The following is a 22602-nucleotide window of genomic DNA, read 5'->3' as shown; positions in this document are numbered from 1 at the left end:
TATGGGTCTGTTCAGCTGGCTGTCTAAGGATTAACGTTGATCGTAAAGGTGGACGTATTATTTTTAATAGGAGTGACTGTATTGGTAATCTTCAAGTTGTTGAAGACTACCGAACCCATTGCCGGGCCTTGACCGGCTTCCGCCGATTCATTGGCCCAAATGCCCACTCCCGACTTGGCGTCAAATGCGTCCCCGCTCTTCTGCGCACCGGAAACCGTAATATTGGAGAAGATTGTATCCGCGACAGGGAACTGCGGTGAAGAGCCCACATAGTTGGTCTGAAACATAATGCCGTGGTAAGTCGGATCGATAATGTCCACATCATTGACCCGGATGCCCTGGAACACCTTCGATGCCGAGAATACCCAGATGGCCGGGAAGGTCTGGCTGCCCCAGAAGTGTCCGCCTGCACGGACAATCGAAATATTCTGGAGGTTCGTCGTCGGTGAAGCGCCAAATCCGTTCATCGGATACCCGAAGTCGAGTGAGCTGATGGTAATCCCGGAATAGCATAACGTGTCGGCAATATAAATGTTGCGGAAGGTATTGGCATAACCGCCATAGACCGCGACACCGGCTGCACGCCAGGTCAGGATCGAGGTCAGATTCTCATAGACATTGTCCTTCATGTCCGAACCGCCGGAATCAATCGCCGAGAACAGTGCAAAGCTGTCATCTCCGGTGGCCCGCGCTTCATTGTTGGATACGAGATTATTGGTGCTGCCGTTTGTCATATTAATGCCGTCGGCAAAGGTATTGCGGATACGCGAGTTTTTGATCACCATGTAGTCGGTATTCGCACCCCAGAACATGCATACTTGATGCTCGGTCCAGATGTTATCAATCGTAATGTTCGACACATTGGAGAAATCGAACACTTTACCGGGTCCGTCGATCCGCGAAGTATAATTGCCGAAATAAGCGAAGCCAGAGAAGGTCGATGCATTGGCGGAATCGGTGGCTCTGAATCCGACATCCGTATTGGACTGGCTGACTGGAGCATAAAACCGGGTGTACCACGGTCCTGCACCGACGATCTTCACGGCTTTGCCGTAGACCTGAAACTTGCTTGAGGTTTCGTAAGCTCCGGCAGGCAGATATACCCCCTCAAGGTTGCCGGTGTTATCCATACGGACTTTATCCAGCGCATTCTGCACATCCTGATGGCTGAATCCGGCAGGAACCGCATATTTAGCCGGGTCCGGATTGGCTATTGGAGACACCTGCTCCAGACTGATAAAGTCGATGGCATACTTCGAGGTGTTTGCCGCATCCTTTTGCAGCCTGATCGTGCTTCCTTCCGGAATGGTGCTGTCGAACATAATGTTCGCTTCATCATAGATATGGCGCGGGGAACCGGAGCCCGGGGAGTTGCCGGGATTAGTTTCCGGGCCGTACAACCAGGCATACTTGGAGGTCAGGCTGATCGCCTTGTTGAACACTCCATTGACGTAAATGTTCAGTGTGGCATTGGTTCCGTCACCGCTGGCCGAATCCGGAATGGAGAACCGGGTAACCAGCGTATTGGTACTGGCCTTTGTGGTAAATTCCACATAGCTGCCGGTCGTGTTCAGTGTTACCGCCCTCCGGCCCGAAGCTTCACCGGCCAGATCGCCGATGGTGCGGTTCGGGGCAAGCTTAACAGCTCCGCCGCCGACAACACCATCCTCGGCCTCATACATGTCGTAAGGCATGTTCGCCCCGCGGCCGACAAACAGCGGCTGGGTCTGAATATTGTTGGCCTGTTTCACCGGAAGCTCATTGGTATCCACGGCAATTTCACTCTTCACCGTGTACTTCCCGTTCGCAGCAGTCCATGTGCCCAAAGTGACCGGAGCCGTTGTGGCACCGCTGGCGATTACTCCGTTGTAGGAGCCGGTTAAGGTTTTGACCACGGCATTGGTGGTGGCATCGGTCACTGTCAGCGTTATGTTATGTGCACCGCCGGCGGAAGCTGCTGTCCCTTGGTTTTTGATGGCAACCGAGAAGGTTACGGTATTGCCTCCGGCCGGATTTCCCGGGGTCCAGCTTACCGGGGAACCGAGCAGATCGGAGCTTGATGCAGGTGCAACAGTAGGAGAAGACGGATGGATGTAGCTGTTATTGCCTTCGTTCAGTTCAATAACAGTGTTGCTCTCATCCACCTTGGCGCTCAGTGCAAAGGTGGCCGCATCTTGGGCACCTATGTTAAGCGAGACATTGGCTGAGGCTCCTGCGGCAAGTTCCCCTACCGGAGCCGTCCCTACCTTGGTCGTGCCCAGATAAAAGCTGACATTTGTCGCTGTGGATGCTGCGGTTCCGGCATTTTTGACGGCTGCGGTTAAAGTGATGGCATCCGTTTCCACCGGAGCAGAAGGGCTCCAGGACATTGCCGTCACCGTCAGATCGGGATTCGCTGCCGGTGTGCCGGTAATTTGAAATTCTGCAACCTGGCCGGCATTTGAACCGGAGTTGGTAGTGATCTTCAGTTGAAGTTCACTGGCTGTTGCCGTAACCGGAATGGTCACTGAATTACCGCTGGCCGGATTAAAGGTATACAGGGTAGCCGGAACGAGACTTGTAAAGGTGGAGGTTGCCTGATTGTGTCCCAATACCTCAATCGTTTGGGTACGGGTTGCCCAGGCTTCCGCCGGATTCAGCTTCACGACGACAGAAGTAATGCTGGCATTGGCCCCAAGATTGACCGTCAGCGTATTCGGATAGCTGGCAGCTCCGCCTTCCCAGTAAGTGGTGACATCGCCGTCATTCGCATGGCCAGGAACAAACGTAAATATGGATGAGGAAGCATTAATGGTTTTGCCGATGGCCAGATTCGTTCCTGGACCTGTGCTTGGGGTAGCTGTAGGTGAAGCCGTTGGTGTTGGCGTAACCGTTGGTGTCGCTGTAGCCGTTGGTGAGGGTGTTGCTGAAGGGGTAGCTGCCGGCGTTGCTGTCGGTGTGGTTGTTGGAGTTGGTACGGTTGTTGGTGTCGCCGTAGGTGTGGCCGCCGGAGTAAGAACCAGATGATCCAAATTTACATTGCCGGTATCTCCGGAATCGTATTTATAGGAAATTGTGTTGTTGCCGGCAGCCAAAGCTAATATTTCATCTTGTGTGGACCAAGTGTCCCAGTTCGCCAGATTGGGAAACGAGGTCTGCTTAACCTTTGTTCCGTTCACGTAGACACTTAATGTTCTGGTGCTGCCTGAAGCGTTGGCATACCTGAGCGAAACATTGTAGCTGCCTGCAGTGGCAGCAGTAACCGTAAAGGCTGTGGTTGCACCTTGTACGAGATATCCGTCCACAAATGCCGAGCCTGTATAGCCGGCATGGTCGGTGTTTGTCTTGGCTCCACCGGATAATGCGGCAGCTTCCGCTTCATAAGTGCCGGTTGGCGTTATGTTCGTCCCATAGACCTCAATCTCGGATACCTGTGCTGCCTGCCAACCCGTATTTGCGGTAAAGTTTAATTTGATGTATCTGGCGTTTGCTGCGGTAAAATTAATGGTTACCGTGTTGGACCCGCTTGACGGATTAAACGTATAGCTCGCCAATGCCGCAAGGTTGCTGTACGCAGAATCATTCGTGCTGCCTTGAACAGCTAACGTTTGCGTTCTTGCCTCCCAGGCAGCAGGCAGCTTCAGTACCACCTGGTTCACACTGCTACTTGTGCCCAAATCTATCTTTAACCATTGCGGAAAAGCATTGCTTGCACTTTCCCAATACGTCCCTTGATTGCCGTCATTGGCATTCGCCGCCACATAAACGTCGCCGACCGAGCTTGCGGTAATTGTTTTGCCCTGCGCCAGATTGGCTGCCGCAGAGCTTACAGCCGGAAACAGCGCCAATTGCCCTACAAACAACGCAACAATCAAACCATAGATGAGGAATGTTTTCCTGGCAGATGCCTTGTTTCCTGTTAACATACACAACCACCTTCCATAATGTTATGGATCATGTTAAAGAAAGCGTATGCATAAACAACTTGTTTCCCCCTTCACCTCCTTGATTCAAAGGCTACCCTCCTGCCCGCAATAATCCAATTTCAATTAGCCAGCTGCAGCGTCTCCCAATGCTGTACATCCACAACAAAAAGCACGATCTATTCCTTGCGTAAACATGCAGAACTACTAGCCGCAATCGCAAGATACACTGACCGAACTCGGAGACTGACTATTAACTAACTAATTATGGTAATAATATAAGATATAACTAGATTTTAACCAATGGCCGTTTCTATGCGTAGTATGTGTAATATTACGTTCACATTAATTGTTATTCTTTTCTACCCGGCCAAAATAAATCTTTCTCGGAAGATTCAGATGATCAGAATCTATAACAAGTTCATCTAATTCTGGAACCGAATTTTTGGTAAGCATCAGCCCGTCAATTGTGGAATTAATAATCTCCAGCGCCGAACAGTCTAACAAGGCCAATGCAGCTGGTGACAGCCCGCAGACTTTGCCAAAACGGGTGGAGTAAAGATCCAAGCTTATGCCCAAAACACACCTACTCTAAATTACCCTGATACTGGAATAAACTCTCCATTCATATATAGCAGCCTTTAAAAAAAGTGACCCCGCCGTCATCCGGCAGGGTCAAGGTCTATTGTAAGGGGGTCATGTGTTGAATATACCGCCTGAAGCTTAAAACCAACTGAAATGAAGGTAAAGATTTGCTGAAGAGGCGGCGATGAAAACGAGAATGCCACTGCGAAGCCAAGTAGTATTTTGCGCGAATTTTTGTAAACATAGGTGTTTCCTCCATATCCGTATGTATTCTTTGCTGATACAACCACACTAAATCTGTTATGTAACCAGCAGCTCGGAACCGCCTCTTCCTATGTATCTTTAAACATTTCCTCTGCCCTTATCCTATCTCCCCAGCCTTAAGCTGACCTGAGTTTGAACTGAATGTTCGCTTAAAGTGCGGAGGTGAATTGGATGTCGGGATTCAGCCGCATAACAAAGAAACGGATGCCGTCCTTTGTAGAATGGTATCCGTTTCAAAGAGGAATATAAGGTTAAATTGTTCTAAATGATCAATCCCATATCTTAGGGCGGTCAACTCCCATGGTTCTCATATAATCTAACAGCTGACCAGTGTGAACAGCTTCGTGGTAAGCAATGCGTAATAACATATCTCCAAGCGTTCTAATATAACCGCCTTCATCATAAAGGTCTATTTCTATAGTTTCTAAGTCGTTGATATTAATTGCCTGTATGTACTTCAGGAATTCTTCACGATATGGCTGTGCAAATTCAAGTTCATCGTCTACGGATATGAATTTCTTTGCTTCAAAGGGATTAAACAGATTAGAGAGTGCTTTACCACCTCGCCCTATAAGAACTTGATGAAAAAGAAATTCACCTTGTAATAAATGTCTAATGATTTCACCACAAGTAAGGGCGTGTTCATCAGGTTTCCAATTTAACATTTCATCGGGTATAGCATTCCATACTTTTATACTTCTACGCCTAACTTCTTCAAAATTTAAGATGATTAAATCAGTTGCATTCAAGAAAGTTCCCCCTTTGCTTCTATGATCAGGTAAATTATACCAATCTAATTTTTGTAAAACAACAAATTTTAGAAAACATTCTTCAAAAAAGACCGCCTCTCCATCCTAAACATGGAAATGACGGCCCTTAACTGTATACATTAAACAAAAAAGCTGTCTCCCGCCTCACCCTTTCACACTTCTCAGCTTCTGTGCAAAGGAACGCGGCGTAAGCCTGTGATAGGAAATCAGTTCTCCGTTATAGATCACATTAAAAACGCCATATGGAGTCGGCGACAGCTCCATCATCTTTTCGCGGCTGTCCATATGAATGACTTCGGCCTTTATATTCAGCGCAGCTGCCGCTTCCAGCACATTTGCCGTTGCCACCTCAATATAAGGACATTGATCGCTCCGCAGAATCGTCAGTCCATCATCATACCGCGCAAGCCGGGCATCCCAATCCCGGGGGAAATAGGGTGCAGGAGCATTGTCGAGCTGATATGTATAAAGCTCAAAACCATACGGTGCGGCATCCACGGCCACAAATCCGTTCCTGCTGAAAATTTCCGGCCCGGGCGCCCAGGAAGTATCTGCATTCGTAATAACAGCTACACCATGCTTGCCCTGGACCCGGGCATCCTGAATACATCTATCGATCAGCGCCGAGCCCAGCCCTTGGCCTGTTAATCCGGCCCAGAGGCACTGAATCACGAGATAACCCTCGGCATGAAGCACTCTCCAGGCCTGTTCCCCAGGCATATACTCGATGAAACCAACGGACTTCGCGCCTTCCTTCACCAGCACATACTGCAACCCTTCTTTCAGCTGCCCGGCTGCCCATTCCGCCTGATTCCGGTAGCCCGCAGTTTTAGGCATACTCCGCAGACAATAGCAGCCCGTTGTGGATAGGCCTTGTTCATCTAACTGAATCCATTCCAATGCCATTCCGCTCTCTCCAATCCCGTTTATTCATATAAATTCCCGTTCGCAAGCCGGGCCAGCTTAGCTTCATCCATTACACTCAAACGGCCCTGTTTGCGTTCAATGATGCCATCCTCAATGAACCGCCGCACAATCCGGTTCAGATGGCGGTAGCTCGTTCCGAGCAAATCCGCCGTCTCCGTAAGACTTGCCGTGCGGAGCTCCTCCACACGATGCCCGCCGACGCTGTCCGCGAACATAGACATCAGATAGCTGGCAAACCGGTTCTCCACCGGGTAGAGCAGATTCAGCGCGGAGGTCTGGCCGAGCGTGTACAGCTTATGACTTAGCTCTCCGACCAGAAAACGCAGCAACGCCGTGTTCTCTTCCATCTCTTTCAGCAGCAGCTTTCTTCCGGCCACCAGCAGCAGGCTGTCGCCAACAGACTCCACCTCATTTTTAACCGGATACTGCCGCAGCAGCTCCACGTCCCCAATCACGGACATCGGTCTGGCAAACCGCACCAGCATCGATTTTCCGTTGGGGAGCAGCGTGTGAATTTTGAGCTTCCCTTGGACCAGGATGAACATGCTCTCCAGCCGGTCTCCGACCGAGCAGACCGCCTCCCCGTCGCCGTACCGCCGCAGCTCCATTCTTTCAATGACCTCAGTGCTGAACATCTCTTCCAGCCCGTTCTTCCCGGCCAGTGTACGGACAGCCTCAAGATCCAATATTGTGTTCATTCCGTGCTTCCTCCTTGACCTCATGCTGGCTTCAATGTACCACAATATATAGTAGAGTATAACCCGTCCCCGATTTCAAAATAAAGCGTCTATTCCGCGAAATATTGCTCCAGGGCCTGCTGCGCCCGGTATTTGGATATATTGAAGGACGGCCATTCTTGTTCAGCAATTGTGTTGCTCTGCCACTTGTCACGCAGGTTCTGATCCAGCAGCCCATCCTCTTTCTTACTGAATTCAATCAGCTTCGGGACCGCACCCCAGGACAGTCCGCTCAAATAGGCAGCATCCAGCTTGCCGCTGGCTTCATACCGTTCCATATTTCTGCCGGCAATGATCCCGTCCATCCCAATATAATTCATCAGCACGTACGCAAGCAGACCAAGCACAATATAACATTTGGCCAGCGGGAAGTTCACCCGGCTAATCCGCACCGCCGCAATGACCAGCAGCAAACCGAGAAAGATCATAAAGGCGTGCACGAGAAAGCGGATATAGGTGTAGCCGTAGGCTTCCTCATACAGTGCCAGACGGGAGTAGGCAGAATACAACATAACCATGGAGCACAGGACCAAGGTATAGAGCAGGACGTTAATGATCTTTTTCAGCGTTTTCTTCACTTCCCCTACAGACAGCAGCGACAAGAGCAAAATCGCAAAGTTGATGGCTGTAACCAGAATCAGCTCGAAAAATCCGCTCCGGGCATAGTCAGCATACGTGCTGCCTTCCGGCAAAACCCCATCCCATGCACCAAACAAATATGAAAACTGCACGCTTACAAACAACACATACACGGTATTGATCGACACAAGGATCGTAGTGACAATTACCGGATCAATGGAAAAGGTGAAGGGTTCACGGACCGGCTCGCCGTCCAGCGGCGGCACGCTCCAGTCATAGTGTTTAGGATCGGCAAACCCTTGGGCAAAACCGAATAGTCCCATTCCGAGCAGGATGATCCATAAGATACGGCCTAAGCCGTCACTGAATGAAATCCGCTCCAGCAGCGCCGGTACGTCCGCCAGTATCTTATGAAATACACCGTCGGCTGAAGAGAGCAGTGAGATTACAATCAGCAGCAGCGGGCAGGAGATGAGCAGTCCAATCAGCACTTTGACCAGCATCTGCTTGCGCTCCCCTTGCAGATTCCTGCCTCCTGCTTTTTGGATAATCTTAAACACTGTAGGCCAATGCCGCAGGCTCTGGGCAAAAAAGTGCTCGGCCGCAGCCCCAATCAGTGCTAACCGGCTCCAGGACGGAACACGATAGCTTAGCATATAGGTCATATGTAAGAAAATCAGCGCCGGAATCACCAGGAAATTTAGCCCGAAGAAAAACCAGTTTGCAAACAGTGCGTACGTCAAGGAGAGCAGAAATATGGCTCCCATCCAAACATAGCTGAACCACGTGTTCTTACGCAACCTATCCTTGGCAACATAGAGCATAAAGATATAGAGCAGGCATACAAAAATCGGTACAGAAACGCCTGCCATCTGGCCGTAGAACAGATATTGATGCACGTCAGCCAGCAGAAATGCAGCAATTAATGCGTAAAGCGGCCGCATTGCTGTAACCGCATTTTCATCCTCCATGGTAAATCCCCCCATTTTCTTGCTTTCTTATCCCAATTTTAGCTGATAAAATAAGAAGAAAAAGAGAAAGAAATGAGTTTATATTTCCTATTTTAAGAAAGGAACAGCCGACAATGAAACTGCACAGCCAATTTCTGAAGCTGCACTCCCATCATGGGGGAGCGGCGGAAATCATGGTCACCCTTGATGAACTAGCTTTAACTCTGGGCTGCACCCACCGCAATGCATTGCATGTTATCAATAAAATGTCGGAGCAGGGCTGGATTGTCTGGACGCCCAGCCGGGGGCGGGGCCGCCGGTCCTCCCTGAAATTTCTCACGGATTCCGAGTCTATCGCCCTGCAATCCATGAAGCAGGCGATCAGCAGCAGAGATATCCGCAGCGCCATGGAGGGCATCCGCGGACACGCCCGTTCCTCCTCGCTGCAGGATTCCCTGCAGGGCTGGCTGATGTCCTACTTCGGCCATCACTCCGAGATCCGCAGCGACAAACGGATTGACAGCTTACGGCTGCCGGTCAACCAGCAGCTCCATACCTTTGATCCGCTGTACATGAATTTATTGGCGGAGTCCTTCGTGTCCAGCCATGTGTTCGACGGGCTGGTAGGACGCGGCGGCGAACGGGACGACATCCTTCCCGGGCTCGCCCATGCCTGGGATGTAGATGACAGCCGCACCAGCTGGACATTCCATCTGCGCAAGGATGTCTTCTTCCATCATGGGAAGGTACTGGCTGCTGAAGATGTTGTCTATTCCTTCAAACGGATGATGACTTCGTCGCACCGGATGCTGTACAACTCTATTTTTAAAGAGATTCAGGAAGTGAACGCCCTGAACGTTACCACGGTGCGATTTCTGCTCAAGAAACCCAATGAGCTCTTCCTGCCTTTCCTGTGCACAAGCCGGGCAGCTGTCGTTCCAAGAGATCTGGAAAACCAGGATGAGAGCAGCTTTGGGCGCAGACCGGCAGGCACCGGACCGTTCAAGGTAGCGGAGATGCATGAGGATTCCTGCGTACTGGAGGTATTCCCGTATTATTTTCAGGGCCGCGCTCATCTGGACCGGGTAGAAATTCTCTATGTACCGTGGGGGATAAGTAATTCTTCTCCGGAGACAAGCTCCGGCTTCCACATTGTTACGAATCCTTCTGTCTCTGACCCTTCGGCCTGGAGCCGGATTCATTCCGAGTCCTCCGTACGGAAATTTATGACCTTCAATACGAAAAAAAAGGGACCGCTAAGCGACCCCCTTCTTCGGGCAGACATTGTATCCTGTTTAAACGCGGATGTGGAGACGCATGGACCACAGCAGCACGAGCCTCATCCGGCAGCGCTGCAAATTGCCACGATCCCGCAATATTCCGGTGATGCCGAATTCATTGCCGCAAGGCTGAAGCGCCAGGGTTATGCCTGCACGGTACTGACCGTCTCCCCGGAGGAATTCAAAGGCCCGGTCCGCCTGCAAGCCGACCTGATTGTTTTCTCCCTGCTCCGTGATCAGGATGAACAGCTCCGGCTGTTCGACCTGTATCTGACGCTCGCGCAGCATATCGAGCCGCGTACCCGGGCCGATATCGAAGGCCGGCTGAGCCTCATTTCCCGCGAGCCTCATTTCCAGGCCAGAGCCGAAGGCTTCAAGATTATCGAAGACAGCCTGATCCGCGATCATCAGCTGCATATCCTGTACGAAAAGCCCACCGAAACGGCTTACCTTCCCTCCGTGCGCGGTGTAACCTTCAACAGCCAGGGCTGGGTCGACCTGCGCCATCTATGGTTCCCGCCGGAGCTGTAGAGCCTCTAAGGACAGTTAGCCTGCTCATTCCAGTGGCCGAAGGGACGACGAGCGGACCAGACCTCCACAGGAGTTAAAGTTCAATTCTGTCGGCCCGGCAGGCTGTCCGCTAGCCCTTTGCCGATCACATTGGCGGAAGGCGGCTGCTTCCCGAGCTCTCTGGCCCAGACGGAGAGCTGCCCGATATGGTGAATTTCATGAGCGATAACATGGCGCATAATTTCGCCCCAGGCATCAGTAACCACCGATCCGTCACTGCGCTCGTCTACAAAAACATTACGCTCCAGACCTTCATGCCAGGCCAGCACAAAGTCTTCCACCCCGGGACGAAGCTTTGCATCCAGCTCCCGTACCTTTTGCAGGCTGCTGTATAGGGCAAAATCCTCCTGAAAATCCGGCTTGCCCCCCATCACCATGATCCAGCTCCACTCTACATCGGCAATATGAAACAGCGTCTTCAATATTCCGCCAACGCCGCCTATACGTGGCTTCAGCAGTTCCTCTTCCGGTATTTCCTCACACCACTTGTACCACTGCTCGCGAACCATCCAGTTATAACGGAAAAACGTCTCCATCCAACCCCTCCATTAGTGTTAATTTCATCACACTTGCAGACAGTTTAACATATAGCAGAACCGGCATGGCATGGAAAAAATAATTACACTTGTCATACAGCTTCTTCCAGGAAAAAGTATATAATTATAGAATATTTTATAAAGAGGAGTGAATCCGTTGCTTTTGGTTTTTGTAATCTGTCCTATAATCGTTATAGTCACTTCAATTGTTGGTTTTATGTTGATTAGAAGATGGTTCGTAATGCCGTTATTAACTTTTATTGTTTTCACAGTACTAACTTTTACCGTCTTCAATGAGTCCTTTTTCATTTGGGCGTTAGTTTATGCAATATTATCAGTCATCGTAGGGTTAATGATGAAGCCAAAAAGGTGAAATCAGCAAACGTGAGTATCCATCAAAGATAAATTCAAAAAATGCCCACACGGCCCTCCTCCCTCATGTTAATGTGAGCTTAGATGCTTGCGGTACCCTTCTACCTTCTCATCCCGGTAGCCCATTGACTCATAGAAGACATGCGCTTCCTTACGCTGCTCACCGGAGACGAGGATAATGTAATAGCAGTTTCTCCCGTGGGCGGCTTGCTCAATGGCAGTCATAAGCTTTTTGCCCAGACCCTGGCGTCTCGCACGGGAGGATACGACTACATTCTCGATCACCATAAACGGCCGGCAGTCTCCGACGAGATCCTGGCATTCGATCCCCATCAAGGAGCCGAGCAGCTCCCCGTCCACGTACGCCCCGAGCAAGATGTACCGGCTGTCTGCCTTTATCCTGTTAAAAGCTTCTGCCAGCTTCACTTGATCTGTTCGATGGCCTATCAATTCACTGTACAGCTCATTTAATGCCTCAAGAGCATCCGCTTCAATTTCCTGTATGGTGACCATTTTGTGCATCCCGCTTTCATTTAATTTTCTATCTTCTCATATGTATAAAGCTGCCCATTTCGCGGATGTCCCATCCGCTTTCCTTGATAGGATCTGCGCCGCAGTTCCCGCTCCAGCTGCTTCATAAAAGCGCCGTGTGTGACGATCAGCACACCAGAACGCTGCGGTACTGACTCCAGGAGATCGACAGCCGCTTTCACGCGCTGACTGGTTGTCCGCCTGCTCTCTGGCTGGGAGCGGTGACCGAATATCCAAGACAGACGTCCTAGAGCCAACCACAAGGGTACCGGCAGCCTGGGACCCGATTCACTAACCGCAGCCACTCTAATTTCTCTCAGCTGCTCCGTGAATGTAATGCTGCCTGAGTAGATGCTGCGGGCAGTATCCACCGCTCTGGGCAGATCGCTGCACAGGCAATGATCCCACCGTTCTGAAGGCTGCTTCCACTTCCCGGTCCGGATATCCGCTGCATCATACAATCTCACCCATTCATTGAACTGACGGCCGTTCACCCAGCCCTGCAGCGGCGGAGGCTCTACTTTGAAATGTCTGACCAATCCGAATTTCACCGTCTACCACCCGCCTGAATCAACGGTATCGACTTCAATTCCTTTTCCAGCTGTCAGATGAAGGTTCGCATTGCCCTTGCCTTTGTTTCCGACAATTTTAATCCGGCTGTTTCCTTTGATATGCGGCAGTTCCATCGAACCTTCAGCGCTGCCTTCGGCAATGACTACGGTTTCCTCTTCAGGAGTTATGAGTATGACTTTAAACTTACCTTTGGTGATATCCTGCTCAAACTCGATGTCAAGCTTGCCTTCCTCCGTTGCCTCAATGCTCCACAAAGTATCCGATCCATAGAAGCCGGTAAACGTAAGCTCGGCATCCTGTGCAGTCACTTCACCTTTTCGATCCTTATATGTAAGGCTGTCTCCGCTCTGCACGATCTCCTTGTTGTTTCCATACACATCCTTCTGTTTCTGGTTGACACCGCAGCCGGCAAACACCACAGCAGCCAGAACCACACTAAGACAACAAGCAATCCTCCGGTTGTACATCTTATACACTCCCCATGATTACATTCAACTTTTAACTTTTATATGGACTGGACAAATAGCTCAGCACAGCCTCCACACGTTCATCTACCGACATTTCTCCTGTTAACCGCAGTACCGGACAGCCCAGCTCAGACATCCATTCCTCATGCAGTGTTCTGCTCCTGACCTCCACACCTGCCGTATCATATAAAGCAGCCCATTCCAAAAAAACCTGCACATCTGTAAATTTGCTCCCACCCGGCAGGCTTTCCTTCCCGTACCGCTCGTATTCTCTTGCCTTTAAGCGCTCCAGCCGGAGCTCCGGTGGAATCCACAGAAAGATTACCAGGTCAAAATAAGCGCGAAGTTCATCTCCCCAGCCACAAACAGCTCCGGAAAGTATCCATGGTCCGGCATGTTCCAAGTCCCGCTGGATTGCAGCCAGCCTCTGCGTTTTGTCACTCTGCTTCGTGAATTTGTGCTCCCAGAAATAGTCATCGCTATCCAGATGCACATGCGGCAGCTTCTCTGCCAGCGCCTGACCGAGCGTGGTTGTGCCGGATCCGGAAGCCCCCATAATATGTATCCTGCTGAACATGGCTCCTCCTGAACATGTAATGATTATTTATAATTGTATAATTTTTCACATAAAAGATACAGCGGCACATTTCACTCCCCGGCGGCAAATATTGAAGCGGACGCAAAGCAAATAACCCGCGAGACCGCTGTGGCCGCAGGTTTTTCGCTTGCTCATTGGTGACCTCAGTCCGAAATATCCGGAGGAATACGGCGCGCCGTACCGGTAGCGATAGCTGCCTTGATCACAGCCAGCCGTACCTGCTCTACCACTTTCTCATTAAAAATACTCGGAATGATATACTGTTCATTCCGCTCATCCTCCTGTACAACCGAAGCAATGGCCTGTGCTGCAGCCAGCTTCATCTCCAGATTCACCTCTCTTGCCCTGCAATCCAGCGCTCCACGGAAAATGCCCGGAAAACAGAGCACATTGTTGATCTGGTTCGGATAATCGCTTCTTCCGGTCGCCAGCACGCAGGCATACGGTTCGGCCAGTTCAGGCTCGATCTCCGGATTGGGATTGGCCATGGCAAAGACGATGTTGTCCTTGGCCATGCTCTGCAGGTGGCTGACGTTCAGAATGCCTCCGCTGGATACGCCGATAAACACATCCGCCCCCTGGAGCGCCTCCGTCAATCCGCCGGATAAACCCTCAGGATTGGTATTATCCGCCAGCCAGCGCCATTCGGCATTCCCGTAAGCTTGCTCTCTGCTGAGAATCCCCTCCCGGTCAACGGCATAAATGCTGCGGGCTCCCGCTGCCAGCAGCAGGCGGCAGATGGAGACGCCGGCTGCTCCAATGCCGACCACGACAATTCTGCAGGAAGCGATAGGCTTGTCCACCACTTTCAAGGCATTTAACAGTCCTGCCAAAGCCACAACTGCCGTGCCATGCTGATCGTCATGAAACACAGGGATATCCAGCTCGGCAGAGAGGCGCCGTTCAATTTCGAAGCAGCGGGGTGAGCTGATATCCTCCAGGTTGATACCGCCGAAACCGGCAGAAACCGCTTTCACAATCGCGATGATTTCCTCCGGATCCTTGGTGTCCAGGCATAAAGGAAACGCATCGATATCTGCCAATTGCTTAAAAAGCATCGCCTTGCCCTCCATGACCGGCATGGCCGCCTGCGGTCCGATATCACCTAGGCCGAGTACCGCAGTTCCGTCGGTGACGACGGCAACCGTATTTCTTTTCATCGTCAGCGAATAGGCTTTACCCGGATCCTCGGCAATCGCCATGCAGACGCGGGCAACACCAGGTGTATACACCAGTGACAGATCCTCCCGGTTCTTGATCGGCATTTTGGGCGTGATCTCAATCTTCCCGCCAAGGTGGGCCAGAAACGTCCGGTCGGATACATTGATAACCTTAATCCCCGGCATGTTCGACAGTATCGTAATAATCTCCTTATTGCCCGCATCCTGGACGTTTACGGTAATATCTCTTGTCGTCACATCCTTGCCTGCACGGATGACGTCAATGGCCACAATATCCCCGCCTGCTGAAGCAAGTGCTGAAGCAACATCACCAAAAGATGCAACCGATTTGCGGATTTCCAGACGGATTATCATCGTTGTTGCAATGGACATAGAGTAAGCCTCCTTCTCTAAGCGTTCTATACCAATATACTACAGTTCACAGAATGTACAAAAGAAACTTTTCCGTGGAACTATTGGTCCCACGTTCACAATGTAAGCGCCAGTCATAGGTTCATCCCGGTACAGGAATCCGGCTCGCCCCGGCCAGCCCCCTTATACTCGAAATAGTAATGCACGACCCCTTTGCTGACTCCGGTATGATCTGCGATGTTCTGCAAGGTCACGTAATCATAGCCGTTGACCGGTCAGAATTAATATTATATAACTGACTTACCAATCACAGATCGCAGAAGAACAGGAGCGAAAACTTATGCCTGAAACATTTCAAGCTTTGGTTGTGGACAAAACAGACACGTTTTCAGTAGTTGTACAACCGGTGACACTTGGGGAATTGCCTGCCGGTGAGGTGCTGATCAAGGTATCCTACTCCAGCGTCAACTATAAGGACGGCTTAGCCAGCATTCCGAATGGAAACATTCTCCGCAATTATCCCTTCATCCCGGGCATTGATCTGTCCGGAATCGTTGTATCTTCAGCAGATAGCCGATTCCAGGAAGGACAACCCGTCATTGCCACCAGCTATGGCATCGGCGTATCCCATTTCGGCGGCTTCAGCGAGTATGCCCGGATTCCTGCCGAATGGGTCCTTCCGCTGCCGCAAGGTCTTTCCCTGCGCGAAGCGATGATCTACGGCACCGCCGGATTAACGGCTGCCTTATCGATTCAAGCGCTGGAGGATAACGGAGCAGCGCCGGACAAAGGCAAGCTGCTGGTAACCGGTGCAACCGGCGGTGTCGGCGGAACAGCCGTGGCGATGCTGGCCCACAAAGGATACGCGGTCACAGCCAGCACCGGCAGAACGGATGAAGCCGGTTATCTGCAGACCCTGGGTGCAGCCGAGGTTATCTCCCGCGGGGACGTCGGCGATGGTACAGGCAAGCCGCTTGACAAGCAGCTGTGGCAGGCTGCCGTTGATTCCGTAGGCGGCGGCCCGCTTGCGGCAGTGCTCAGCAAGATCGCCTACGGCGGCGCCGTTGCCGCAAGCGGATTGACTGCAGGAACGGCAGTCCCGACGACCGTGATGCCTTTTATCCTGCGCGGTGTAAGCCTGCTTGGCATTGATTCCGTCTCTTGCCCTATGGAGAAGCGGCTGAAGATTTGGCAGCGTATGGCAAGTGATTTAAAGCCTGCGGTACTGGAGGAACTGGTCGACCGGGAGATCGCCTTGAGTGAGCTGCCCGCTGCATTGGAAGACATCCTCAAATCGAATACCAGAGGCCGGGTACTTGTCCGCCTCTCCTAGTCCTAATACAACAACAGCCACCCGGGAAATCATACCCGGGCGGCTTTTTTCGTTTAAGCATAAAGAAACTGTCTACTCTGTGATCAATTCATAAGCAGTAATCCGTTTGATCCGGCGGGAGACCAGCATGGATATGAGATAAGCGAACAAGATAAGGCCTATGCTGAGTCCTATGATCATCGGGGTCTGTATAATAAAGTTCACCTGTGCGATTCCTGCACTGGAGAGCAGCAGTTCGAGCATGGAATTGGTATAAAGACCGCCTAGGCAGGCACCGATAAGAACGCCCACCGTTACTACAGGGAGAAAGCTCATAGCTATCTGCGATCTCAATTGGAATGTCGTATAACCTAAGGCACGCATTATGCCCAGTTCCCGCTTCCGTTTCAGGATACCTGTCTGAATTACCAGGTAGAGAATTAAGCTAACAGTAAGTACAGTAATTGCCAGAATCACAACCATAAGGGTGAAAATGGCCGATATATACACTTTCATCTGGTCTGCAATGGACTTTTCGGCATTGGTTACAGACTGAATCATATCCTGATATTGTGATTTCACTGCTTCAATAAACTCCGGAGGGGTAATGCCATCCAGATACACATTAATAATCATCGCCTGCTGGCCCGGCATCAGCCGCTGCACACCTTCAAGCGCCAGGGATGCATCTGTGCTTAAGGATTGGCTCAGGCCGGTGATCAGAAACGGTTCGGACACTTTGCCCAAATCAACATTTATCGTATCACCGATACTTTTCCCCAGCAGCCTGGACAAAGTGCTGGTAATCACAATTTCGTTATCATATTTCGGCTGGCGGCCTTTCACTACTGTGTTATTCTCCATCTGCTCATAATCATCGGAGAAATCAGACGACACCTGACGACCGTTGATCGTTACCGTGAGGTAATCCTGAAAGATCGCTTTTTCGACGCCGTTCATCTCTTTAATCTCCTTCAGCAGCCGTTCACTGTCCTGCCCCTGCTGAACTTCAATGCCCACACTGGGTGTTTCGGCACCGGTCATTTGAAGGAAGGCCGTTTTATCCTGGGCAATATTATAGTAGAACACAGCCGAAAAGACGGAAGCAAATGTAATCGCCGTTATAATACAGCCAATCATCAGGTTCTGCCGGCTATTGGCAAGCATTGTTTTGCAGGCCAGCAGAAATTGCAGGCCTCCCTTGGCCTTATGCAGTGGAAGGTGATTGCGCTTGAAATTATGTGCCAGAATCCCGCCCCGCAGCGCCGCGACCGGCTGCAGTCTGCGTACACGCCAGGCTGAACCCATCGCCACGGCCCACACAAGCACCATAAGGATAGCAATACTGAGCAAACAGTTGCCTAATGGGGTTCCGCCAGGCCAGCGTAGACCCGTCATCATAGCGATGATACCTCCGAACGCTTGAACCGCAGCGTAGGAAAGCGCTACACCCGCAACGCTCCCGGCAAAACCGGTCAGCGTAAATTGCAGAGCAAAAGAGGATGAAATCTGCCGGCTCGTATATCCCAGTGCCTTGAGCACACCGATGTTCACTATTCCCTCTTCGATACTATCCGCAATGCGAAACTTGATGACAATCAGTGACACCACCACAATAATGGCTGCAAAAACAATCAGAATCATCGCGACAATATTGATCATAAGCGTAGAACTTTCGGCCTGTCCGATATCACCGCTCCAGTAATTGATATCGTTCGAGTCGTTAAGCTCCGGAAACTCGGCGCTGTAATCTCTTAAGAATGATGCAGACTGGCTGCTGTCCTTGAACACCGCTGACTGGAGGATCCCCTCTGCATCAGTTCCCAGCTTGTGTTGAAGCTCACTGTAGGTGGTGTCCGGCAAATAAAACTTCATCAGTGCCAGATTTGGCTTACCCATGAGAGTAGACTCGAAAAATCCGGTAATCCTGTAGCTGTAAGTCACATTCTGATAGGTAAGACTGAAGGAATCACCCAGCTGGTAGCCTCCGCTGGCTTTCAAAGAATAGGGGGCGTAGATACCAGCCTCATCATTTGCCGGCAAAGACTCAACCAGTTTGAGTGGCGCGATAGTGCGGTTGTTATCTGCATTCAGAAGTGCGACACGCAGACTGAAATCATTATCGATGCTTTTGTCGTAGCGGAACGCAGCCTTGGGGATGAGAATGATCCGTTCCGTTTCCTGTTCCTTTACCCCTTCATAGGATTTAATATAGTCCTCAGTAGAGGGCTTGAAATGAGAGGCTGACATCGTAATCGCTGCATGCGCATCATGCAGCTCATCGGCCTTCTTCTCATAGAACCTTCCCATTGAGGAGACAATTGTGATGCCGATATTAAGAAGTAATGAAGCCGTCAAAATCAGGATAAACAGGGAAAAGGCTGCTCCTTTTCTTTTTTTGATATTGGCCCAGGAGAGGTTGAGAACGTTCATCTTACCACCCCATTTCAGCAAGAAAGGCATCCAGCTTGTCATGCCTTGCCTGTTGCTGCCCTTCGTCATAAGCATCCAGCCGAAGATCACCGCAAATCATCCCGTCGCGCAGGTACAGGACCCGGTTCCCGCGCAAAGCCGTTTTGAAATCATGGGTCACCATAACAATGCTTTGTCCGCTCCGGTTGATCCGGGTCATGATATCGAGCACATTGGTGCTTGATGCTGAATTCAACGCTCCCGTAGGCTCGTCCGCGAATACGATCTTGGGATCATTGATCAGCGCACGCACAATTCCGGCCCGCTGGGCTTCACCGCCGGACAGCTGCGAAGGAAACTTGCCCCATGCGGCCTCCTCCAGCCCTACCTGGCTAAGTAATTGCTTCGCTTTAGCAGTCAGCTCCCGCTTATTCCGGCTCACCAGCAGAGCGCTCGCAAGCATATTATCGAGCACACTCATGTTGTCGAGCAGATAGATTTGCTGGAAGACAAATCCGCAATGGTTTCTGCGAAAAATGGCAAGCTGGTCATTGCTCAGCTTGGCGATGTTGGCTTTCGCGAAATGAACTTCACCAAGCGACGGTCTGTCCATACCGGACAGGGCATACAGCAGTGTCGATTTGCCCGAACCCGAACTGCCCATGATAATCGTGAAATCCCCTTCCATCAGGCTGATATCCAAATTTTTCAGCACATGCTGCTGTACTCCGCCGGAAGAGAAGCTTTTACATAATTTTTCGGTTCTGAGAATTGTATTCTGCATGAATGGATCATCCTTTGTTCAGTAGTAGCTTGCAGATCTATCATACACAATCAATTCTTAATCCTTCTTTGCCGGAACCTTAACCATTCCTTAATTCGTTTACACCAGCTTTAATCGCAGGCTGACCGTAAAGCCGCCTTCACGATTGCTGCATTCAATCTCCCCTTGCATGCCCTTCATCAGGTATTTGGAAATATAAAGACCGAGTCCCGCTCCCGCCTGACCGGTAATATTTTGTCCCCGGTAGAATTTGTTGAACAGCAGCGGCAGCTCATCCGGGTCTACACCTTTGCCGTAATCCATAATATCAATTTGTAAATAACCGGAGGTTAGGTAAGTAACAACAGTTACCGCAGTATTTGCATATTTATAGGAGTTGCTAAGGATGTTGTCAAAAACCTGCTGGAGTCGCAGCGCATCCGCATAAATCATACACTCCGGGATCGGGTCGTGAAATATCCGGTTATCCAGGTCGGCATTTTGCAGGATATCATCCAGGATACTGCTGTATTCCTCAGTTCCCTTAACCTTTAATTCCTGCAGCTCCTCCAGTGTCGCATGAAACATATCCGTTACCATAAGATCTATCTGCTCGGCTTTGGCGTTAATCATGTTCAGCTGCCGTATGTCCTTCGCGTCCATTGCGCGAAGCAGCATCAGTTCGCTGACCGCCTTAATCGAAGCAACCGGGGTTTTTATATCATGACTGAGGCTGGCCACCAGCTCCTTTTTACTGCGGTTGGCTTCATATTCGCTTTTCCTGGCCGCAGCAAGCTGTTCGCGCATAATGTCAAAGCTTTCGGTAAAAACGCCGAACGGATTGTTTTTGTTCATGTTGAGCGGAACTTCCAGATTACCCCGGGCCACGTTCCGTGCAAAACCCTGCAGTTTCTTGAAGGGTGAGATAAAGGCCCGCTGCAAATATAAAGCATATAGCCCGCCCAATACCAGCATCATGAAAAAGCTGACCGTGATGACCGTCGCCAGCTGGTGCTTGTTCTGCTGGAGCTTTACGCTGTAATCCTCACGGATAATGAGCTTGCCTGCCGTCACTCCCTGCACCGTTACGTCAAAGATAGCATCCCTGTTGCGGATGGCATCATTCAGCCCCGTAAACATTCCGTCCGCCGTTTGGTAGCGCAATATGCCCTCTTGATCCAATATAGCGAATTGCTGCGTGACACCGCTGTAATCTCCTTGCTCAATCCGCTCCCAGTTCTTCTCAACGGTCTTTAGCACATCGTTGGCCATAACCATATCCAGCCTCGTGTCAATACCTTTCAGGATGATGGACAGCGAAAAAACAACTCCTGCAATAAAAACGGCAAGCATGGTCAGGAGCACTCCCCTGGACCTCATCGCGGACTATCCTCCAGCACGTAACCCTTTCCCCATACGGTCTTGATATACTGCGGCCTGTTGGGATCGTATTCGATCTTTTCACGCAGGTGGCGGATATGCACATTCAGCGTTCCATCACCGGTAAACGAATCTTCCCATACTTTGGCGAACAGCTCTTCCTTCGGCACCACCCGGTTCTTATGCTGTGCCAAATAACAGAGCAGCTTGTACTCCATGGTTTTGAAACGGATCTCCTCTCCGTTTACGAGAACACGGGAGAGCTGGGTATCAATCTGCACCTGGCCAAACATCAGCTGTTCCGCTTGATCCTTGTTACCGTAACGCTTCAGCACCGCCTTTACTTTCGCCAGCAGCACACTGAGTGTATAGGGCTTATGGATGTAATCGTCTCCGCCTATATTAAGCGCAATCAGAATATCATCGTCGCTGGAACGGGCACTTATGAACAGAATCGGGATCTGCAGTGTCCCTCTTAGTTTTTTGCACAGATCAAAACCCGAGCTTTCACCCAGGTTAATATCCAGGAGAATAAGTGACGGTTCATGCTCCTGCACAAACCGCTCACATTCTGCCGCACTGGTTACATAAGCGGTCCGAACCTCAAACATATTTAGATACTCACAGGTAGTTTCCGCCAGCACGGCCTCGTCGTCGACAATTAAGACATCATATCTCATTTTGCATAATCTCCATCTATCGTTAAAATTTACAAGCGTATTATTCCCTCTCTACGATACCATGAAAATAGAGTCAAAATAAATAAACCCGTCAATTCGACGGGTTCAGGATAGCGCTGAGGCTTTAGTTGGATGGACGTGAGATAAGTTTACAGATTCTCCGGAGGGTTCACCACATTCTGATAAACCGGATAGGCCTGGGCATAAGGCTGCTGGTGATACTGCTGAACATAAGGCTGGCCATAATAGCCGGGATTGGAGTATGGCTGGTACCCGAAGGAGTGCGCTTGCGGAACATGCATAGGCATGTGAGGAGCCATATTAGGGGCTGCGATATTTTCACCTGCCATCTTTGATGGTTCACAGCAGTCCGCGGGCGGTCCGATAAAGGTACCCGGTTGAAGCGGAGCCAGTGCATCCTTCACTTTAGCTTCGTTAAGACAGTAAGTATGGGCAAGTACATTCGCCGGTGTGAGACTCAGAATGTCCGAACCCAGAATTACTTCCGGGACAGGTGCATTAAAGATAGCCAGCAGATGGGTGCAATCCATCGTTGCGACCTCATAATGCCACCACCCCTGCGGCACATTCGCTACTTGACCGGGGCAGATCGGGAAATGCAGCAGCTCATTCGTAAAGGGATTGATTATGGAAACCACTGCCGCACCTGAGATGCAATAGACCAGCTCCGCAGCATTTTGATGATAATGCGGTTCGACGACATTGGATTTGCTGAGGAAAATATCGAGCAGAGAAGTATTCTCCAGGGTGTTCAATTCCTTTATCGACAAGGTATTGATATAGTTATTGGCGTCCTTCTTAAACGTTGTATTGCTGTTTACATCAAAAGTAAACTGTGTATTGGGAGACTTGTAATCCATG

General features: G+C 50.5%; 20 protein-coding genes and 1 pseudogene. 3 read left to right on the top strand and 18 right to left on the bottom strand.

Annotation, left to right across the window (positions count from 1 at the left end; translation table 11 throughout):
- Positions 1-23: 23 nt before the first annotated feature.
- From NST07_RS13175 to NST07_RS13150, 6 genes are all read right to left on the bottom strand, one after another.
- Complete coding sequence (locus NST07_RS13175) at positions 24-3905, bottom strand: discoidin domain-containing protein (protein ID WP_342481713.1); 3882 nt, start codon at positions 3903-3905, stop codon at positions 24-26.
- Positions 3906-4247: 342 nt separating this feature from the next.
- Complete coding sequence (locus tag NST07_RS13170) at positions 4248-4469, bottom strand: hypothetical protein (RefSeq protein WP_342481712.1); 222 nt, start codon at positions 4467-4469, stop codon at positions 4248-4250.
- 551 nt (positions 4470-5020) lie between these two features.
- Complete coding sequence (locus NST07_RS13165) at positions 5021-5500, bottom strand: DinB family protein (protein WP_341092283.1); 480 nt, start codon at positions 5498-5500, stop codon at positions 5021-5023.
- A gap of 165 nt (positions 5501-5665) precedes the next feature.
- Positions 5666-6358, bottom strand: a complete 693-nt coding sequence (locus tag NST07_RS13160) for a GNAT family N-acetyltransferase (RefSeq protein WP_342481711.1) — start codon at positions 6356-6358, stop codon at positions 5666-5668.
- 89 nt (positions 6359-6447) lie between these two features.
- Positions 6448-7146 (bottom strand): cyclic nucleotide-binding domain-containing protein, encoded by a 699-nt coding sequence (locus NST07_RS13155; protein ID WP_341092279.1) that lies wholly within the window; start codon positions 7144-7146, stop codon positions 6448-6450.
- A gap of 89 nt (positions 7147-7235) precedes the next feature.
- Positions 7236-8735 carry a DUF4173 domain-containing protein gene (locus NST07_RS13150; protein WP_342481710.1) on the bottom strand — a complete coding sequence of 500 codons (1500 nt, stop codon included), beginning with the start codon at positions 8733-8735 and terminating at the stop codon, positions 7236-7238.
- Positions 8736-8848: 113 nt separating this feature from the next.
- Between NST07_RS13150 and NST07_RS13145 the strand changes: the two genes are divergently transcribed.
- The gene (locus NST07_RS13145; RefSeq protein ID WP_341092276.1) at positions 8849-10525 is read left to right on the top strand and encodes an ABC transporter substrate-binding protein; all 1677 of its coding nucleotides are present in this window, start codon (positions 8849-8851) and stop codon (positions 10523-10525) included.
- Positions 10526-10605: 80 nt separating this feature from the next.
- On the opposite strand, the gene NST07_RS13140 is transcribed toward NST07_RS13145, so the two are convergent.
- Positions 10606-11100 carry a DinB family protein gene (locus NST07_RS13140; protein WP_341092275.1) on the bottom strand — a complete coding sequence of 165 codons (495 nt, stop codon included), beginning with the start codon at positions 11098-11100 and terminating at the stop codon, positions 10606-10608.
- 148 nt (positions 11101-11248) lie between these two features.
- On the opposite strand from NST07_RS13140, the gene NST07_RS13135 reads away from it, so the two are divergent.
- Positions 11249-11473 (top strand): DUF2651 family protein, encoded by a 225-nt coding sequence (locus tag NST07_RS13135; protein ID WP_341378273.1) that lies wholly within the window; start codon positions 11249-11251, stop codon positions 11471-11473.
- Between the two features lie 68 nt (positions 11474-11541).
- Here the strand turns inward: NST07_RS13135 and NST07_RS13130 are convergent, their stop codons facing one another.
- The 6 genes and pseudogenes from NST07_RS13130 to NST07_RS13105 form a co-directional block, all read right to left on the bottom strand.
- Positions 11542-11985, bottom strand: a complete 444-nt coding sequence (locus tag NST07_RS13130) for a GNAT family N-acetyltransferase (RefSeq protein WP_341378272.1) — start codon at positions 11983-11985, stop codon at positions 11542-11544.
- A 20-nt stretch (positions 11986-12005) separates the two neighbouring features.
- Positions 12006-12554 carry a histidine phosphatase family protein gene (locus tag NST07_RS13125; protein WP_341378271.1) on the bottom strand — a complete coding sequence of 183 codons (549 nt, stop codon included), beginning with the start codon at positions 12552-12554 and terminating at the stop codon, positions 12006-12008.
- A 3-nt stretch (positions 12555-12557) separates the two neighbouring features.
- Positions 12558-13043, bottom strand: a complete 486-nt coding sequence (locus NST07_RS13120; protein WP_342481709.1) for a hypothetical protein — start codon at positions 13041-13043, stop codon at positions 12558-12560.
- 31 nt (positions 13044-13074) lie between these two features.
- Positions 13075-13620, bottom strand: a complete 546-nt coding sequence (locus NST07_RS13115) for an AAA family ATPase (protein WP_341092268.1) — start codon at positions 13618-13620, stop codon at positions 13075-13077.
- A 164-nt stretch (positions 13621-13784) separates the two neighbouring features.
- Entirely contained in the window at positions 13785-15194 is a 1410-nt protein-coding gene (locus NST07_RS13110; RefSeq protein ID WP_341092267.1) for an NAD-dependent malic enzyme, read from the bottom strand.
- Positions 15195-15307: 113 nt separating this feature from the next.
- A pseudogene (locus NST07_RS13105) lies at positions 15308-15430 on the bottom strand (hypothetical protein); the annotation flags it as partial.
- A gap of 83 nt (positions 15431-15513) precedes the next feature.
- Between NST07_RS13105 and NST07_RS13100 the strand changes: the two are divergent.
- Complete coding sequence (locus NST07_RS13100) at positions 15514-16506, top strand: acryloyl-CoA reductase (RefSeq protein WP_341092264.1); 993 nt, start codon at positions 15514-15516, stop codon at positions 16504-16506.
- 72 nt (positions 16507-16578) lie between these two features.
- Here the strand turns inward: NST07_RS13100 and NST07_RS13095 are convergent, their stop codons facing one another.
- The 5 genes from NST07_RS13095 to NST07_RS13075 form a co-directional block, all read right to left on the bottom strand.
- Positions 16579-18960, bottom strand: coding sequence for an ABC transporter permease (locus tag NST07_RS13095; protein ID WP_342481708.1), 2382 nt, complete (start codon positions 18958-18960; stop codon positions 16579-16581).
- The gene (locus NST07_RS13090) at positions 18920-19681 is read right to left on the bottom strand and encodes an ABC transporter ATP-binding protein (protein ID WP_341092260.1); all 762 of its coding nucleotides are present in this window, start codon (positions 19679-19681) and stop codon (positions 18920-18922) included. The genes NST07_RS13095 and NST07_RS13090 overlap by 41 nt, the downstream gene beginning before the upstream one ends.
- 99 nt (positions 19682-19780) lie before the next feature.
- Entirely contained in the window at positions 19781-21040 is a 1260-nt protein-coding gene (locus NST07_RS13085) for a HAMP domain-containing sensor histidine kinase (RefSeq protein ID WP_341092257.1), read from the bottom strand.
- On the bottom strand, positions 21037-21720 hold the full coding sequence (locus NST07_RS13080; RefSeq protein ID WP_341378265.1) for a response regulator transcription factor: 684 nt from the start codon (positions 21718-21720) through the stop codon (positions 21037-21039). The genes NST07_RS13085 and NST07_RS13080 overlap by 4 nt, the downstream gene beginning before the upstream one ends.
- Before the next feature lie 149 nt (positions 21721-21869).
- Positions 21870-22601 carry a cupin domain-containing protein gene (locus tag NST07_RS13075; RefSeq protein ID WP_341097639.1) on the bottom strand — a complete coding sequence of 244 codons (732 nt, stop codon included), beginning with the start codon at positions 22599-22601 and terminating at the stop codon, positions 21870-21872.
- Position 22602: the final 1 nt, after the last annotated feature.

Source organism: Paenibacillus sp. FSL L8-0340 (assembly GCF_038593145.1).
GTDB lineage: Bacteria > Bacillota > Bacilli > Paenibacillales > Paenibacillaceae > Paenibacillus_AQ.
The sequence above is the reverse complement of the archived record's forward strand: the minus strand, read 5'-3'. Positions and strand labels throughout refer to the sequence as shown.

Bases quoted from the DNA above. Each gene is read 5' to 3' on its own strand.
- NST07_RS13110 (WP_341092267.1), bottom strand. From the start codon at position 15,194: ATGTCCATTGCAACAACGATGATAATCCGTCTGGAAATCCGCAAATCG.
- NST07_RS13145 (WP_341092276.1), top strand. From the start codon at position 8,849: ATGAAACTGCACAGCCAATTTCTGAAGCTGCACTCCCATCATGGGGGA.
- NST07_RS13155 (WP_341092279.1), bottom strand. From the start codon at position 7,146: ATGAACACAATATTGGATCTTGAGGCTGTCCGTACACTGGCCGGGAAG.
- NST07_RS13095 (WP_342481708.1), bottom strand. From the start codon at position 18,960: ATGACAAGCTGGATGCCTTTCTTGCTGAAATGGGGTGGTAAGATGAAC.
- NST07_RS13140 (WP_341092275.1), bottom strand. From the start codon at position 11,100: ATGGAGACGTTTTTCCGTTATAACTGGATGGTTCGCGAGCAGTGGTAC.
- NST07_RS13115 (WP_341092268.1), bottom strand. From the start codon at position 13,620: ATGTTCAGCAGGATACATATTATGGGGGCTTCCGGATCCGGCACAACC.
- NST07_RS13100 (WP_341092264.1), top strand. From the start codon at position 15,514: ATGCCTGAAACATTTCAAGCTTTGGTTGTGGACAAAACAGACACGTTT.
- NST07_RS13175 (WP_342481713.1), bottom strand. From the start codon at position 3,905: ATGTTAACAGGAAACAAGGCATCTGCCAGGAAAACATTCCTCATCTAT.
- NST07_RS13160 (WP_342481711.1), bottom strand. From the start codon at position 6,358: ATGCCTAAAACTGCGGGCTACCGGAATCAGGCGGAATGGGCAGCCGGG.
- NST07_RS13150 (WP_342481710.1), bottom strand. From the start codon at position 8,735: ATGGAGGATGAAAATGCGGTTACAGCAATGCGGCCGCTTTACGCATTA.
- NST07_RS13090 (WP_341092260.1), bottom strand. From the start codon at position 19,681: ATGCAGAATACAATTCTCAGAACCGAAAAATTATGTAAAAGCTTCTCT.
- NST07_RS13085 (WP_341092257.1), bottom strand. From the start codon at position 21,040: ATGAGGTCCAGGGGAGTGCTCCTGACCATGCTTGCCGTTTTTATTGCA.
- NST07_RS13120 (WP_342481709.1), bottom strand. From the start codon at position 13,043: ATGTACAACCGGAGGATTGCTTGTTGTCTTAGTGTGGTTCTGGCTGCT.
- NST07_RS13130 (WP_341378272.1), bottom strand. From the start codon at position 11,985: ATGGTCACCATACAGGAAATTGAAGCGGATGCTCTTGAGGCATTAAAT.
- NST07_RS13080 (WP_341378265.1), bottom strand. From the start codon at position 21,720: ATGAGATATGATGTCTTAATTGTCGACGACGAGGCCGTGCTGGCGGAA.
- NST07_RS13075 (WP_341097639.1), bottom strand. From the start codon at position 22,601: ATGGATTACAAGTCTCCCAATACACAGTTTACTTTTGATGTAAACAGC.